This is a genomic window from Cereibacter sphaeroides 2.4.1 (genome assembly GCF_000012905.2).
Classification (GTDB): domain Bacteria; phylum Pseudomonadota; class Alphaproteobacteria; order Rhodobacterales; family Rhodobacteraceae; genus Cereibacter_A; species Cereibacter_A sphaeroides.
Window position 1 is genome coordinate 146,723 of record NC_007494.2, and the last position, 14,064, is coordinate 160,786.

13 protein-coding genes and 1 pseudogene are annotated in these 14,064 nt (G+C 70.2%); 5 read left to right on the forward strand and 9 right to left on the reverse strand.

The window, feature by feature from the left end:
• Positions 1–7 precede the first annotated feature (7 nt).
• A complete protein-coding gene (locus RSP_RS16155) occupies positions 8–385 on the reverse strand; it encodes a hypothetical protein (protein WP_017140321.1) in 378 nt (125 codons plus the stop codon).
• A 134-nt stretch (positions 386–519) separates the two neighbouring features.
• Here RSP_RS16155 and RSP_RS16160 point away from each other — a divergent pair, with 134 nt between their 5' ends.
• Both RSP_RS16160 and RSP_RS16165 read left to right on the forward strand, forming a co-directional pair.
• Positions 520–1,158 carry an SRPBCC family protein gene (locus tag RSP_RS16160; RefSeq protein ID WP_011339041.1) on the forward strand — a complete coding sequence of 213 codons (639 nt, stop codon included), beginning with the start codon at positions 520–522 and terminating at the stop codon, positions 1,156–1,158.
• 3 nt (positions 1,159–1,161) lie between these two features.
• A complete protein-coding gene (locus RSP_RS16165) occupies positions 1,162–2,346 on the forward strand; it encodes a zinc-dependent alcohol dehydrogenase (protein ID WP_011339042.1) in 1,185 nt (394 codons plus the stop codon).
• Between the two features lie 28 nt (positions 2,347–2,374).
• Here the strand turns inward: RSP_RS16165 and RSP_RS16170 are convergent, their stop codons facing one another.
• The 5 genes and pseudogenes from RSP_RS16170 to RSP_RS16190 form a co-directional block, all read right to left on the reverse strand.
• The gene (locus tag RSP_RS16170; protein WP_011339043.1) at positions 2,375–4,561 is read right to left on the reverse strand and encodes a PAS domain-containing protein; all 2,187 of its coding nucleotides are present in this window, start codon (positions 4,559–4,561) and stop codon (positions 2,375–2,377) included.
• A 152-nt stretch (positions 4,562–4,713) separates the two neighbouring features.
• A pseudogene (gene dmeF / locus RSP_RS16175) lies at positions 4,714–5,665 on the reverse strand (CDF family Co(II)/Ni(II) efflux transporter DmeF).
• A gap of 7 nt (positions 5,666–5,672) precedes the next feature.
• On the reverse strand, positions 5,673–5,945 hold the full coding sequence (locus tag RSP_RS16180) for a metal/formaldehyde-sensitive transcriptional repressor (protein ID WP_002723596.1): 273 nt from the start codon (positions 5,943–5,945) through the stop codon (positions 5,673–5,675).
• Positions 5,946–6,397: 452 nt separating this feature from the next.
• Positions 6,398–8,086 (reverse strand): methyl-accepting chemotaxis protein, encoded by a 1,689-nt coding sequence (locus RSP_RS16185; protein WP_011339045.1) that lies wholly within the window; start codon positions 8,084–8,086, stop codon positions 6,398–6,400.
• A 152-nt stretch (positions 8,087–8,238) separates the two neighbouring features.
• Complete coding sequence (locus tag RSP_RS16190) at positions 8,239–8,703, reverse strand: MarR family winged helix-turn-helix transcriptional regulator (RefSeq protein ID WP_011339046.1); 465 nt, start codon at positions 8,701–8,703, stop codon at positions 8,239–8,241.
• An 86-nt stretch (positions 8,704–8,789) separates the two neighbouring features.
• Between RSP_RS16190 and RSP_RS16195 the strand changes: the two genes are divergently transcribed.
• Genes RSP_RS16195 through RSP_RS16205 form a run of 3 tightly spaced genes read left to right on the forward strand, consistent with a single transcriptional unit; the run spans position 8,790 to position 10,663 of the window.
• On the forward strand, positions 8,790–9,446 hold the full coding sequence (locus RSP_RS16195; RefSeq protein ID WP_011339047.1) for a glutathione S-transferase family protein: 657 nt from the start codon (positions 8,790–8,792) through the stop codon (positions 9,444–9,446).
• A 31-nt stretch (positions 9,447–9,477) separates the two neighbouring features.
• Complete coding sequence (locus RSP_RS16200; RefSeq protein ID WP_011339048.1) at positions 9,478–10,176, forward strand: glutathione S-transferase family protein; 699 nt, start codon at positions 9,478–9,480, stop codon at positions 10,174–10,176.
• Between the two features lie 10 nt (positions 10,177–10,186).
• Complete coding sequence (locus RSP_RS16205; RefSeq protein ID WP_011339049.1) at positions 10,187–10,663, forward strand: VOC family protein; 477 nt, start codon at positions 10,187–10,189, stop codon at positions 10,661–10,663.
• 128 nt (positions 10,664–10,791) lie between these two features.
• Here the strand turns inward: RSP_RS16205 and RSP_RS16210 are convergent, their stop codons facing one another.
• From RSP_RS16210 to RSP_RS16220, 3 genes are all read right to left on the reverse strand, one after another.
• Positions 10,792–12,342, reverse strand: a complete 1,551-nt coding sequence (locus tag RSP_RS16210; protein ID WP_371863455.1) for a D-amino acid dehydrogenase — start codon at positions 12,340–12,342, stop codon at positions 10,792–10,794.
• Positions 12,343–12,580: 238 nt separating this feature from the next.
• Positions 12,581–13,660: a zinc-binding metallopeptidase family protein gene (locus tag RSP_RS16215; RefSeq protein WP_011339051.1), complete on the reverse strand. Its 1,080-nt coding sequence runs from the start codon at positions 13,658–13,660 to the stop codon at positions 12,581–12,583.
• Positions 13,661–13,788: 128 nt separating this feature from the next.
• A complete protein-coding gene (locus RSP_RS16220; protein ID WP_009561306.1) occupies positions 13,789–14,043 on the reverse strand; it encodes a GlsB/YeaQ/YmgE family stress response membrane protein in 255 nt (84 codons plus the stop codon).
• Positions 14,044–14,064 lie beyond the last annotated feature (21 nt).

Sequence of the window (14,064 nt, forward strand, 5' to 3'; positions counted from 1 at the left end):
GTCGCGGTCAGATCGCGAAGGGACGGTTCGGAGGGGCACGGGCCTGAAAGGCGCGGGCGAACGGCTGCGGCGCGGTGCCTGCCTGCGCGAGAACGGCTGCGGCGCGGCGGCCGGGAGGCGGCGGCGGCAGCGCCGCCCGGGGCGTGCCATGGGCCGGCTGAGCGCCGCCCGGCAGCACCGGCCTGTCGCTGCGCCCTGCGGGAGCGAGGGCGGGCTCGAGGCTCTGGAGCGCGCGGAGCGTGTCGGACTGCGAGGCGGCAGCGCCGGGCAGAGGCCGCGCGCTCTGCGGCGGCAGCAGCACCAGCAGGACGGCGAGGACCAGCGAGACCAGACAGGCCGAAAGCCTGTTGTGGGTGGTGCCGAAGGAGGCCGGGCCCGGTCGCATCGCGGCAAGATGCGCCTGGCCGGTCGCGAGCTCAAGGATTCTTCGGGGGCCGCCGGCGGGAACCTATCCCGCGCTCTCCGGTTGCGGGCCTCGTCGGCGGAAGCCGGCCGAAGCCACAGTCAGGGAAATCCGTCATGCCATTGCACCGCACCCCCCGGACCGGCCCCGAGCCCCGGACGCTCGCGCTCCTCGCCGGAGCCGGGCTTGCCGCCGGGGCCGCCGCCTGGGCGGTCAGCCGGTCGCGGGAGAACCCCGTCGTCTTCCGCCCGAACGACGACGCACCCGACCGGGTCGCCCGCCATCCCGAGGCCACCATGCCCACCGGCCGCACCGTCACCATCAACCGGCCGCGCTCCGAGCTCTTCGCCTTCTGGCGCGACTTCTCGAACCTGCCGCAGTTCATGGAGAGCGTCGAGCATGTCACCGTCGTGGGCGACGTGAGCCGCTGGACCCTTGCCGCGCCCTTCGGCCGCAAGATCACGCTCGAGACCCGGATCGTCGAGGAAGTGCCGGACCGGCTGATCGCCTGGCGCTCGACGGACGGATCGGACGTGCGGGCCGAGGGCGCCGTGACCTTCCGCGACGCCCCGGCGGGCCGCGGCACCGAGGTCGAGGCGGTGGTGGCCTATGTCCCCGCGGGCGGCGAGGCCGGGCGGCTGATCGCGCGGCTCTTCCGTCTCGCGCCCGCGATGCAGGGGCGGCGCGAGCTGCGCCGCTTCAAGATGCTGATGGAGGCCGGCGAGATCGCCACCTCCCGCAACCGGAAGGATTGATCGATGCGCGCACTCACCTGGCACGGAAAGCACGATGTCCGCGTCGAGACCCATCCCGACCCCGAGATCGTCAATCCGCGCGACGCGATCATCGAGGTGACGGCCACGGCGATCTGCGGCTCGGATCTGCATCTCTACGACGGGGTGATCCCGGGGCTGATGTCGGGCGACATCCTCGGGCACGAGTTCATGGGCCGCGTCGTCGAGACCGGGCCGAAAAGCACGCTGAAGAAGGGCCAGCGGGTCGTGGTGCCCTTCACGATCTCCTGCGGGCAGTGCTTCTTCTGCGAGCATCAGCTCTTTTCCGCCTGCGACAATTCCAACCCCGCGGAGAAGCAGGACCTGTCCGAGCCGCTCTATGGCCATGCGGTGTCGGGGCTGTTCGGCTATTCGCATCTGACGGGCGGCTATCCGGGCGGGCAGGCGGAATATGTGCGTGTGCCCTATTCGGACGTGGGACCGATCGTGATCCCGGACGGGCTCGAGGACGAGCAGGTGCTGTTCCTGTCTGACATTCTCCCGACGGGCTGGATGGCCGCCGAGAATGCCGGGATCGAGGAGGGCGACACGGTCGCCGTCTGGGGCTGCGGCCCGGTCGGCCTCTTCGCGATCCAGTCGGCCCTGCTGATGGGGGCGGGCAAGGTCATTGCCATCGACGAATATCCCAAGCGGCTGGCGCTGGCGCGCAGGCTCGGGGCCGAGGTGATCGACTTCCGGCGCACGAAGGTGCTCGAGGCGCTGATGGAGATGTCGGGGGGCCTCGGCCCCGATGCGGTGATCGATGCCGTGGGGATGGAGGCGCATGGCTTCATGCCCGACACGCTGATGGACAACATGAAGCAGCGCGTGGGGATCGGCGCGGACAGCGGCCACGCGCTGCGCGAGGCGATCCTTGCGGTGCGCAAGGGCGGCCGCGTCTCGGTGCCCGGCGTCTACGGCGGCTTCCTCGACAAGTTTCCGCTCGGCGCGCTGATGGAGAAGGGCCTGACCGTGAAGACCGGCCAGACCCATGTGCAGCGATACACCGAGGAGCTTCTGCGCCGGATCGGCGAGGGCGAGATCGACACGACCTTCCTGATCTCGCACCGCCTGCCGCTCGAGGAGGCGGCGCGGGGCTACGAGAACTTCCGCTTCAACCAGAACGAGTGGACCAAGGTGGTGCTGAAGCCGGGCCTGACCGGCGCCTGACGGAAGGCGGGCGGCGCAGCCGCCCGCTTCACTCCACCCGCAGCCCGGGCTCGGGGCGGATGGGCACCTCGATCTCGCAGCGTACCCCTTCGGGGCGGAAGTCGAGCCGGACGGTGCCTCCCGCCTCGACCGCCAGCACCGTCTCGATCATGCGCATCCCGAAGCCCGCGCGCGCAGGCGGCACCACATGCGGGCCGTCCGCCTCCGCCCAGACGAGCGTGAGGCGGTCTCCCGGTCCGAGGCTCCAGTGGATCGTCACCCGGCCCTCGGGCACCGAGAGCGCGCCGTATTTCACCGCATTGGTGCAGAGCTCATGCACCGCCATCGAGACGGGGACCGCCGAGCGCGGGGGCAGCATCACCTCGGGCCCGTCGAGGCTCCAGGCTTCGGCCCGCGCGCCGCAGCCGCCGATCGAGGTCGCGACGATGTGGCGGAGCGAGGCCCGCTCCCAGTTCTCGTGGTTGAGGTGGCTGTAGGCGCCGGCCAGCGACTGCAGCCGCCCGCCGTAGGCCTCCAGCGCGCTCGATGCCTCGGGAATGCGGCCGAAGGTCTGCCGCGCCACCGCCTGCACCAGCGCGAGGATGTTCTTCACGCGGTGCTCCATCTCGCCCAGCAGGATCTGCTGGCGCTGATGGGCGAGCTTCAGGTCGTGAATGTCGGTGCAGGTGCCCATCCAACGCAGGATCCCGCCCGCCTCGTCGCGCACGGGCACGCCGCGGCCGAGCATCCAGCGGTAGCTGCCGTCGCGGTGGCGGAGCCGGTATTCGATCTCGTAGTGCTCGCCCGTGCGCAGGGCCTTCGGCCAGAGCCGGTCGATGGCCGGCTGGTCGTCGGGGTGGTAGAAGGCCCGCCATCCGTCGCCCATCGCCATCTCGGTGCTGGCCCCGGTGCAGTCGGTCCAGCGGCGGTTGAAGAAGTCGCACGAGCCGTCCGGCCGCGCGGACCAGACCAGCTGCGGCATGGCCTCGGTGAGCGAGCGGAACATCGCCTCGCTCTCGCGCAGCGCTTCCTCGCTGCGGCGGCGGTCGGTCACATCCTTGAACACGAGCGCGAACCGCCCGGGGGCTGCGAGCGGCGCGGCAAAGACGTTGAACCAGCGGCCCATCGCATCCGACGGCAGCTCGAACCGCAGCGTCTCGCCCCCCAGCCCCACGCGGGCATAGATCTCGATCCAGTGCCGCTCGAGGTTCGGCACCAGCTCGAGCGCGGTGCGCCCGACGGCATTGACGAGACCGGTCATGCTTTCGAACAGCGGGTTCGCCTCGAGGAAGCGATAGTCGACCGGGGCGCCCGTCTCGTCCACGATCATCTCGCAGGTGCAGAAGCCCTCGTCGATGGCGGCGAACACGGCGCGGTAATGCGCTTCGCTTTCCCGGAGCTTCTCCTCGGCCTCCTTGCGCGCGGAGATGTCGTAGGCCACGCCCACGAGGCGCTGCGGACGGCCCATGGCATCGGGCCGCGGCTCGCCCATCAGCCGCAGCCAGCGCCGCCCGCCGCTCTCCAGCACGAGCCGCAGCTCCACCTGCATGGGCTCGCCGCGCAGAGCCGCAGCCTCGGCCGCGCGCAGGAGCGGCAGATCCTCGGGATCGACGTAATTCTCGAAAACGGCGACCGGCAGTTCCGGCGGCACATGGCTCAGGCCGATCAGGCGCGCCACGTCGCCGTCGACCTGCACCAGCCGCTTCTGCAGGTCGAGCTGCCAGACGGTCATCCGGCCGGCCTCCAGCGCCACCCGCAGCAGCGCATCCTGCTCCTCCCCGGGGCGGAGCGCCGCAATGTGCGGGCTCTTGTCCGGGCAGGGCGCGCGCTGCGGCCGTTCGAGCGCCGGGTCGGCCTGCGTATCGGTGAGGTCGAGATCCACCCCCTCGAGACTGATCGGCTTGCCGTCCAGCCCCATCACGAGCCGCCCGTGGCTGAGGATCTGGCGCATCGTCCCGTCGGGGCGCAGGATGCGGAAGCCGATGCTGTGGCGGAGGCGGCGTTGCGCCAGCGTCTCGCTGACCGCGGCCACCACGCGGGCGCGGTCGTCCGGGTGGATCATGGCGCTGAAGGCGGCAAAACCCGGAACCGGCGCGCCCGGCGCAAGGCCGAAGATCGCCCGCTCCTCCTCGGACCAGACCAGCTCCTGAGACCGGAGGTCCCAGCGCCAGCGTCCGATCCCCAGCGCAGCTTCGTCCAGAGCTCCGTGACGAGCTTCAACGGTGCCTTGGGCCATCGTCTCCATTCTCGTCAGACCGCGCGGAGGCTCGACTGCCCCGGCGCTCGAACTACCAATATGATCCCCGGCTCCGATTTCGCAACTCCAACTTTGCTGTCGGGCCCCTGTCGGGGAAGGCCGGCCCGCCAGGCCTGCGCCCATCGGCGCCATCAGGCGGGCCGCACCTCGAGCGTCAGGTGCGAGATCTCGTGCAGATGGCTGAGCTTGCCGCGATAATGGTCGGGAGGCCGGGGATCCCCGGACCGCAGCGCCACGATGGCGCCATGATGGCCGGGCCCGAGCTGCCAGACGTGGAGATCGGTGATCCGGTCGCAGCCGGTCTCGAGCGCCGCGCGGATCTCGGCGGGCAGCTCCTCCTCCTCGGGGATGAAGTCGACCAGCACGCCGCCCGCGCTGCGCAGCAGGCCCAGCGACCACCGTGCGATCACCAGAGCGCCGAGAAGGCCGATCAGCGGGTCGAGCCAGACCCAGCCGCCGATACGCCCCCCGATGAGCGCCGCGATGGCGAGGACCGAGGTCAGCGCGTCTGCCAGCACATGCAGATAGGCCGCGCGCAGGTTGTTGTCCTGCGCATGGTGTCCGTGTCCGTGTCCATGCCCATGATCGAGCCCGTGCCCATGATCGTGCCCCTCGTGCAGCAGAGCCGCCGAGCCGAGGTTCACCAGAAGCCCGATCACCGCGACCACCGTGGCCTGCCCGAAGTCGATCGGCACAGGATCGAGGAGGCGCATCGCGCTCTCCCAGCCGATGAGGAGCGCCACGACTGCCAGCACCACCGCGCTGGCAAACCCTGCGAGGTCGCCGAACTTGCCGGTCCCGAAGGTGAAGCGCCGGTCGCGCGCATGGCGGCGGGCCAGCAGATAGGCCAGCGCCGTAATGAGCAGGGCGGCGGCATGGGTGGACATGTGCCATCCGTCGGCCACGAGCGCCATCGAGCCGTAGAGCGTGCCCGCCGCGATCTCGATCACCATCATGGCCGAGGTGAAGGGCGATCACGGCCCAGGTGCGGCGCTCGTTGCGCGCATGGCGGGCGCCGAGGAAGACATGGTCATGGTCGTGACCATGAACCTGGTCGTGCGAACGGGGGGCATGATCGGACATGGTGGCCTCACTTCATGTAGGTGCGGAAGGCGGCGATCATCTCCTCGGCGCCGCGCCTGCGGGCCGCGGCATCCTCGACGCCCGCCACATGATGCTCGAGATGCTCCTCCAGCAGGTCCGCCGTGAGCCCGCCGGCCGCGCCGCGCACGGCCGCCACGAGCTGCAGAAGGGCGGCACAATCCGCCTCGGCCTCGATGGCCCGCTCCACCGCCTCGATCTGGCCCTTCAGTCGCCGCACCCGCGCGAGGGTCTTCGATTTGTCTTTCGTCAGATGCGCCACTCAAGCCCCCTTATACCTATAGGGGGTATGGGTATCCCGCGCTGCGCGAAGCGTCAATGCCCGTTGACAGCTGTCAACCGGTCGCGGCCGGAGGATCGGCCTGCACCCGAGCCCTCCCGACCCAGAGCCTGCGGGCCCGGGCGAGGCGGCATCCCGCCCTCCGCTCCGCCGGGCTTGCGCAGCCGGTCATGAGGCCTCGCGGCGCTACGCGGTTGCCGTCGGCCGCACCCACGGTTCGTCCGGTCGGCCTGAGCGGCAGCGAGAGAGCGGTGTCCGTCGTCTGCCGAACCTCCGCGGAGAGGATGATCGGGAAGGTGCTGGGGGCGATGACGGAGGTGCCGAGCCCGCAGAAGGAGGCGGGCGCCCGGGGCGAGACGTGGCTAAGGTTCCGGTCACAGCCCGGGCCGGGGAGAGGGCGCTGCGGCATGGGGGGATGCGCAGCCTCCGCTGGGTCAGGCTGCATCATGACGCCGGAACTCCCTGTCGACCGGATCACCGCCCGCGCTCTCGCCCATGTCGAAGTCGAAGCCGCCTGCCGTCACCGTCCGCGCGCGCCCCGTCGAACCGATGGATGCCCGAACGGGTTTGCGGGCCGGCGCCTCTGCTTCTTCCGGCAGGGACGGCGCAGCCTCGGCCACGGAGCCGTTGCCGGAGCCCAGACGGAACTGGCCCATCGTCCGGCGGAGGTCGTTCGCCTGCGTCGAGAGCGCCTCTGCCCCCGCGGCGAGACCCGTCGCGGCAGAACTCGTCTGCTGGGTCACGCTGTCGAGCTGCTGGATCGCCGCCGCCACCTGCTGCGCTCCGAGCGCCAGTTCTCGGGAGGCGACCGAGATGCCGCTGACCAGCGTCGAGGTGCGCTCGATGTCCGGCAGGAGCTGGCCCAGCATCTCGCCGGCGGCACTCGCCGTACGCAGGGTGCGGGCCGAGAGGGCGGAGATCTCCTCGGCAGCGCCGCGGCTGCGTTCGGCGAGCTTGCGCACTTCGGCCGCGACGACCGCGAAGCCGCGCCCGTGCTCGCCCGCCCGGGCGGCCTCGACCGCTGCGTTCAGCGCCAGAAGATCGGTCTGGCGCGCGATTTCCTGCACGACCAGGATACGCTCGGCAATGGCCTGCATGGCGTCGACCGCCTCGTTCACCGCCGACCCCGAGGCCTGAGCCCGGTCCGCCGAGGTGCGGGCCACGGTTTCGGTATTGCCTGCATTGTCGGCGGTCTGGCGGATGTTCGCGGCCATCTGCTCCACCGAGGCGGAGGCCTCGGCGGTGGCCGAGGCCTGCTCCTGAGCGCCCTGCGACAGTTCTTCGGAGGTGGAGGCCATGGAGGAGCTGCCGCTGCTCACCCGGTTCACCGCGCCGGTGATCGTGCCCACCATTTCGCGCAACTTCATCACCATGCGGTTGTTCGCGTCGAGAAGCCGTCCGATCTCGTCGCGCGCATGGGTTCGGGTCGTGAGGGTGAGATCCCCTTCGGCCACCCGTTCGGCAAGCACCAGCGCCTGATCGAGCCCGCGGGAAATGGAGCGCACGATCAGGGTGACGGCAACGCCTCCCAGCACGACGGCAATCGCCAGCGACAGGATGAGATCGCGCTGCGCCTTCGAGAAGCTCGCATCGGCCTTGGCGGCCGCCTCGGCAATGTTCCGGGCGCGCCGGTCCTGCAGGTCGGAGAGCAGCTTCGTCCGCTCCGCACGGCTGGTCTTCGAGGAGGGATCCGCAAGGATCCGGGCGGCGCCGCTCGTGTCGCCGGCCTTCGAGCTGGCGAGCGCACGGTCGATACGCTCGGTCCCGGTCGCCATCACTTCGCCCAGCCGCTTGAGCAGGGCCGCGTCGTCCGCGTCCGTCAACAGCGGCTTGAGACGCTCGTATATCTCGTTGCGCTGCTGCCGGGCGGCGAGAAGCGTCTCCTCGGCACTGCGACGTTGTTCATCCTCGGTGGCGATGATGTGGTCGCGGAGCGCGAGGGATTCGCGCTGTTGTTGGTTAACGAGCTGCACACCCAGCTGGGCGGCCGGCTGCTCGACCCGGACCATGCGCTCGACCTCGCGATCCATCGTGCCCAGCCGCATCAGCGTCAGAGCGGTGGCTGCAGTGAAGAGGAGAAAGACGAAGAGGAAGGCGGCGGCAAGCTTCAACTTGATGGACATGGCAATCGCAGTTCCTTCAACAGACATCGAGTGGCCCACGCAGATGGCGAGCCCGATTTCACGGGGGCAGCCGCAAGCGGCGGCCGAGGCGATCTCCGATCGCCCCCGGAAGACGGGTATGAGGCAGAGTCGTGAAGAAAGGCTGAGCAGCCTCAGACCGCGGCGCGGCGCAGGGCCTCGAGGCCTGCCGCAAGATCGGAGGGATCGCGGCCGATCCCGCGCTCCAGCGCGGCCATGGTCTCTTCCCAGACCGGGATCGCCCGGCCGAGGAGCCCGCGTCCCGCCTCGGTCAGGGCAAGTCGCCGCAGGCGCCGGTCGCCGGCATCGGGGCGAACCTGCAGGAGGCCCCGCCGCTCCAGTGGCTTCAGCGCCGCCGTCAGCGTCGTCCGGTCGACCGCCAGAACCTCCGCCACCTCCGCCATCGCAGGCGGTTCGGGGCGGTTCAACGCTACGAGAAGCGAGAACTGCCCGCTCCTCAGCCCGAAGGGACGGAAGGCCTCGTCGAAGTGCCGCGCGAGGGTGCGGGCCGCGCGCTGCGCGCCGAGGCACAGACAGCGGTCGCGGATGAGCGGCGTCATGCTGAAGGGGGCGGCGGGTTCCTTTGACATGAGGTGCATTATGTTGGTATCAACATAACAAGCAAGCGACTCTGGCGTGACCCGTGAGCCCGTTCGGCAGGATGCCCCATGGAAAGGTCGCCGACATGCTCGAACTCTTCGCCCATCCCTTCTCGTCCTACTGCCAGAAGGTCTGGATCGCGCTGCACGAATATGGCCTCGAGGCCCGGCACCGGATGCTCTCGCCCGAGGAGCCAGAGAACATCGAGCTGCTGGCGGGCTTCTGGCCCTTCCGCAAGATGCCGCTCCTGCTCGACGACGGGCGCCCGGTCAGCGAGGCCTCGATCATCGTCGAGCATCTGACGCTTCATCATGCGCGCGGGCCGCGGCTGATCCCGGAGGATCCGGTGGCGGCGCTCGAGGTGCGCTTCTGGGACCGGTTTTTCGACAATTACGTCGCCACCCCGCAGCAGAAGATCGTGTTCGATGCGATGCGCCCCGAGGAGGCGCGCGATCCTGCGGGCGTGGCCGAGGCGCGGGCGATGCTCGAGACCGCCTACGGCCTGCTCGAACGGCATCTGCCGGGGCGGACCTGGGTCGTGGGCGAGAGCTTCAGCCTCGCCGATTGTTCGGCGGCGCCGCAGCTCTTCTATGCCGACTGGACCCATCCGATCGGCGAGGGCTTTCCGCTGGTCGCGGCCTACCGGGCGCGGCTGAACGCCCGGCCCTCGATGGCCCGCTGCATCGAGGCGGCGCGGCCCTGGCGGCCCTACTTTCCGCTGGGCGCGCCCGACCGCGATTGACGACCTTCGCATGGCTTCAGGGAGGAGACCCATGGACCGACCCGGACTGACCGTGACCGCCTTCGACTGGGTGCCCGGCTTCGCGCAGGGGCAGGTGCGCGACCTGCGCCCGCGGTGGGCGCTCGAGGAGGCCGAACTGCCCTACGAGGTGGAGCTTCTGCCGCAGGGGGCTCAGGAAACGCCCGAGCATCTGGCGCGCCAGCCTTTCGGGCAGGTGCCGGTGCTGACCCTCGACGGGCGCAGCATGTTCGAGAGCGGCGCCTGCGTCTGGCGGATCGCCGAGCGGAGCGAGAGGCTCCTGCCGCGCGACCCGGGCCTGCGCGACGCCTGCCTGAGCTGGGTGATCGCCGCGCTCAACACGCTCGAGCCGCCGATCATGATGATGGGGATGCTGTGGTTCTTCGAGCGCTGGCCCGACACGTTCGGGCTCGAGGACCGCGAGGCGCCGGGCAAGGTTCGCGGACCCGCGCGGGGCATGCTGGACAAGCGGCTTGCGCAGTTCGGCCGGGCGCTGGCGGGCCGCGAGACGATCGTGGGCGACGGTTTCACCGTGGCGGACCTGATGCTGACGTGCGTGCTGCTTCCGGCGGCGCAGATGGATCTGCTCGAGGCCCATCCCGAGGTGAAGGCCTATTACGACCGCCACTCGGCCCGGCCGGCCTTCCGGAAGGCGCAGGCCGACCAGATAGCGGCCTTTGCCGAGAATGCCGGAAAATATCGAGCGGCCTGAGGAGGGTGCCATGGATACCGACACGCTGACCACCTGCCTCTGGTTCGACGGGCAGGCCGAAGAGGCCGCGCGCTTCTACTGCGGTCTCCTTCCGCGCTCGGAGATCACCGAGGTGCTGCACGCGCCCACCGACTATCCGGCCGGGCGCACGGGCGACGTGCTCGACGTCTCCTTCACGCTGATGGGGCGGCCCTTTCTTGCGCTGAACGGCGGGGCCTACACGCAGTTCACCGAGGCCGTCTCGCTCATGATCCCGTGCCGGACGCAGGAGGAGGTGGACCGTTACTGGCAGGCGCTGTCGGCCCGGCCGGAAGCCGAGGCCTGCGGCTGGGTGAAGGACCGCTGGGGCCTGTCGTGGCAGATCGTGCCGCTGGTGCTGCCGCGGCTGCTCTCGGACCCCGACCGGGCGAAGGCCGGACGGGTGATGCGCGCGATGATGGAGATGAAGAAGATCGACATCGCCGCGCTCGAGGCGGCAGCGGCCTGACCTTGGGTGCAGGTGGATGCGGGGGGCCGCCGATCCCGCATCCGCCCGACCCGGAGAAGCGGGCGCGCGCTCCGAAGCCCGGGCGTGAAGCCCGAGCCGTGGGAGGGGCCCCGCGCGCCCGTCCGCCTTCAGCCCGCCTGCCGGGCCGGGTTGAGCCTGACCGCGGGCCGCGCGCGGCGGCCTGGGGCGGCATAGCGCTCGATGCCGAGATCGGCACTCTCGATCTCGGGCGCGCGCCCGTCGATGAGATCCGACAGCACCCGCGCCGAGCCTGCGGCCATCGTCCAGCCGAGCGTCCCGTGCCCCGTGTTGAGCCAGAGGCCCGCCACCGGCGTGCGGCCCACCACGGGCGTGCCGTCCGGCGTCATCGGCCGGAGGCCGGTCCAGAAGCTCGCGCGCGACAGATCGCCCGCGCCGCCGAAGAGGTCGTTCACCGACATGGCAAGCGTCTCGCGCCGTGCCGGGGGCAGGGTGGCGCTGAAGCCCGCCACCTCGGCCATGCCGCCCACACGGATCCGGGTGCCGAGCCGCGTGATCGCGATCTTGTAGGTCTCGTCCATCACGGTCGAGACCGGCGCCCGATCGGCATCGACGATGGGCACCGTGATCGAATAGCCCTTCACCGGATAGACGGGCAGCCGCAGCCCGAGCGGCGCGACCAGCGCGGGCGAATGGGAGCCGAGCGCCACGACGACGGCATCGGCGAGGAACGTGCCCTTGGTGGTCTCGACGCCCGTGACGCGGCCGCCCTCGACCCTCAGACGCTCGACGCCGGTTCCGTAGCGGAAGCGCACGCCGCCTTCCTCGGCCAGACCCGCGAGCCCTTGCGTGAACTTGAAACAGTCGCCCGTCTCGTCGCCCGTCAGGCGCAGCCCGCCCGCGATCCTGTCGCGCGCGGCCCGCAGACCCGGCTCGGCGGCGAGACAGCCGTCGGCATCCAGAAGCTCGAACGGCACCCCGCCTGCGCGCAGCACCTCGATGTCGCGCGCGGCGGCGTCGAGCTGCTTCTGCGAACGGAAGAGCTGAAGCGTGCCCTGCTGGCGCTCGTCGAAGGCGAGGCCGGTCGTGGCGCGAAGATCGGTGAGGCAGTCGCGCGAATATTCCGCAAGCCGCACCATGCGGCCCTTGTTCTGCGCATAGGCCGCAGGCGTGCAGTTGCGCAGGATCGCCAGAAGGAAGCGGACCTGCGCCGCGTCGAGCCGCGGCCGGATGACCAGCGGCGCGTGCTTCATGAACATCCAGCGCAGCGCCTTGGCGGGGATGCCGGGCGCGGCCCAGGGCGAGGCATAGCCCGGGCTGATCTCGCCCGCATTGGCGAAGGAGGTCTCGAGCGCCGCCGCGGGCTGGCGATCCACCACCGTCACCTCGTGCCCCGCCCGCGCCAGCTCGTAAGCCGACGTGACACCGACGACGCCCGCGCCCAGAACCACGATCCTCATGCCCGCCCTCCTGCTGGAACCTTGCGAGAACCTAGGCGATCCCGATGAGAATGTTCTGGTGAATATGCCCGGTAGATCGGGGCGGGGAGCACGATGCTCCCGGATATGCGCCATCTTGCCGCAGGACATTCTGTCAGATCGGTCACCGCCGGAAGGATCCACCATGGCGGCAGGGCCGTTTCGCTTTCGCCCTGCGAGGGCGAGGCAGGTGCAGGCAACGGCAGCACCCGAGGCCGGCATACCGACCGCCTGTCGGCTCTGGAAATCCCTCAGCTCTATTGCGCACCCAGATCCACGCCCCGTCCGCCAGCAGGGAGCGGCTGGACCTCCACCTTCCGCAGCCTGCCGTCCGGCTTCTCCGGTGTCCGGTCAACCGTGACTGTTCATTGTCCGACAAGACGAGCGGCAGCCTGCTCTCGTGGACCTGCGAGCGGTGGTCAGGCAGACCTCGTGCCGGTCCTCCCGCTCCGTCGCGGCCTTACCGTGGCAAGGCGTTGCCGGATGGCGCCACCGCAGCGTCGCCGGAGTTTGCCTCGACGATCAGGCTGCGGATGGCCTCCTGCTTGGCGACCACCGGCGGGGCCAGAACGAACGGGTAGAAGGTCTCATGGCCCATGGCCTCGTTCACGGCATTCAGGGCGATCGTCAGCTCGACCCAGGCCTGTGCGAGGTGCGGCATCGGTTCGCGCACAAGGCGCTCCAGCCCCTCCGGCATAGCCTGCGGTGCCTTCAGCCCGAAGGCCTGCGCCGTCTCCAGCCCGTCGAGCAGATGGAAGACATGCGCCCAGGTCTCGGCGAAATCTTCCCAGGGATGGGCCGTCGCATAGGCCGAGATGTAGCTCTCGGCCCAGTCGGGCGGGGCGCCTTCGGCATAATGCGCCTGAAGGGCCGCACCGTAATCCTGCCGGTCGTCGCCGAAGATCGCACGCAGGGTCTCGAGCCGGTCCTGCCGTGCTTCGGTCAGGACATCCCAGTAGTGGTGGGCCACCTCGTGTCGCAGATGCCCCGTCAGGGTGCGGTAGGGCTCGTTCATCTCCGCCCGGATGCGCTCGCGCTCGGCATCGTCCGCCTCGGCGATATTGAGGGTGATCGTGCCCTCTGCATGGCCGGTGAGCACCCGCGGTGCCGTGGCGTCTCCGGTTTCGCCCTTCAGTTCGAACCGGGGGACGGGCATGCCCGCCTCATCGAAGAGCGGCAGGCCCAGCCGGTGCAGCATCAGGATCAGGGGCCGCTTCACGGTCTCGATCCTCTCCCACCGGTCGATGTTGGCGGGAACCGACAGGTCCGGCACCACCGTCGTATGCTGGCAGGACAGGCACAGGGCACCCGGCTCGTCGGCCGACCAGTTGCAGTTGATCTGACCGCGGTTGGCGCAGGGATGGCCGGTTTCCGCCATGTCCGAGAAGCCCCTGTCCGGGTCGAAGAGCAGCTGGATGCCGCAGGCCAGGCAGGCCGTGTTGCGGAAGAAGATTTCCTGATGACAGGAGGGGCAGCGATAGCGTTGCACGGGACCGACCGGAGTTGGGAAAGGACCGCGCCCAACGGCGGGCGGCAGCATCCGGTTCCCGCCGCAGTCGGAACCGGATGCGCAGAGGCGGCGGCGCGGGAAGAGGCCGGCCCGCGCCGCCGCCTCTGCGTCGGCGGCCGGCCCTCGATTGGGACGCCGGCCGCCGGACAGAGTCTGGATCAGCCGCGCTTTCTGGTCACGGCGCCCCAGATCACCAGAAGGACGATGGCGCCGACGATGGCTCCGATGAAGCCCGCGCCTTCGCCGGGGCCGTACCAGCCCACGGCCTGCCCCAGCCAGGTGGCGACGAGGGCACCCACGATCCCGAGGATCGTGGTCAGGATGAAGCCCGAGGGCTCGTTGTCTCCCGGGTGGAGAAACTTCGCAATCACGCCGGCGATGAAGCCGATGATGATGGTCCAGATGATGGTCAAGGAGGATCCTCCGCTGAAGGT

Bases quoted from the DNA above. Each gene is read 5' to 3' on its own strand.
- RSP_RS16200 (WP_011339048.1), top strand. From the start codon at position 9,478: ATGGACCGACCCGGACTGACCGTGACCGCCTTCGACTGGGTGCCCGGC.
- RSP_RS16185 (WP_011339045.1), bottom strand. From the start codon at position 8,086: ATGTCCATCAAGTTGAAGCTTGCCGCCGCCTTCCTCTTCGTCTTTCTC.
- RSP_RS16160 (WP_011339041.1), top strand. From the start codon at position 520: ATGCCATTGCACCGCACCCCCCGGACCGGCCCCGAGCCCCGGACGCTC.
- RSP_RS16210 (WP_371863455.1), bottom strand. From the start codon at position 12,342: ATGCCGGCCTCGGGTGCTGCCGTTGCCTGCACCTGCCTCGCCCTCGCA.
- RSP_RS16205 (WP_011339049.1), top strand. From the start codon at position 10,187: ATGGATACCGACACGCTGACCACCTGCCTCTGGTTCGACGGGCAGGCC.
- RSP_RS16165 (WP_011339042.1), top strand. From the start codon at position 1,162: ATGCGCGCACTCACCTGGCACGGAAAGCACGATGTCCGCGTCGAGACC.
- RSP_RS16170 (WP_011339043.1), bottom strand. From the start codon at position 4,561: ATGGCCCAAGGCACCGTTGAAGCTCGTCACGGAGCTCTGGACGAAGCT.
- RSP_RS16195 (WP_011339047.1), top strand. From the start codon at position 8,790: ATGCTCGAACTCTTCGCCCATCCCTTCTCGTCCTACTGCCAGAAGGTC.
- RSP_RS16215 (WP_011339051.1), bottom strand. From the start codon at position 13,660: ATGCTGCCGCCCGCCGTTGGGCGCGGTCCTTTCCCAACTCCGGTCGGT.
- RSP_RS16190 (WP_011339046.1), bottom strand. From the start codon at position 8,703: ATGCACCTCATGTCAAAGGAACCCGCCGCCCCCTTCAGCATGACGCCG.
- RSP_RS16155 (WP_017140321.1), bottom strand. From the start codon at position 385: ATGCGACCGGGCCCGGCCTCCTTCGGCACCACCCACAACAGGCTTTCG.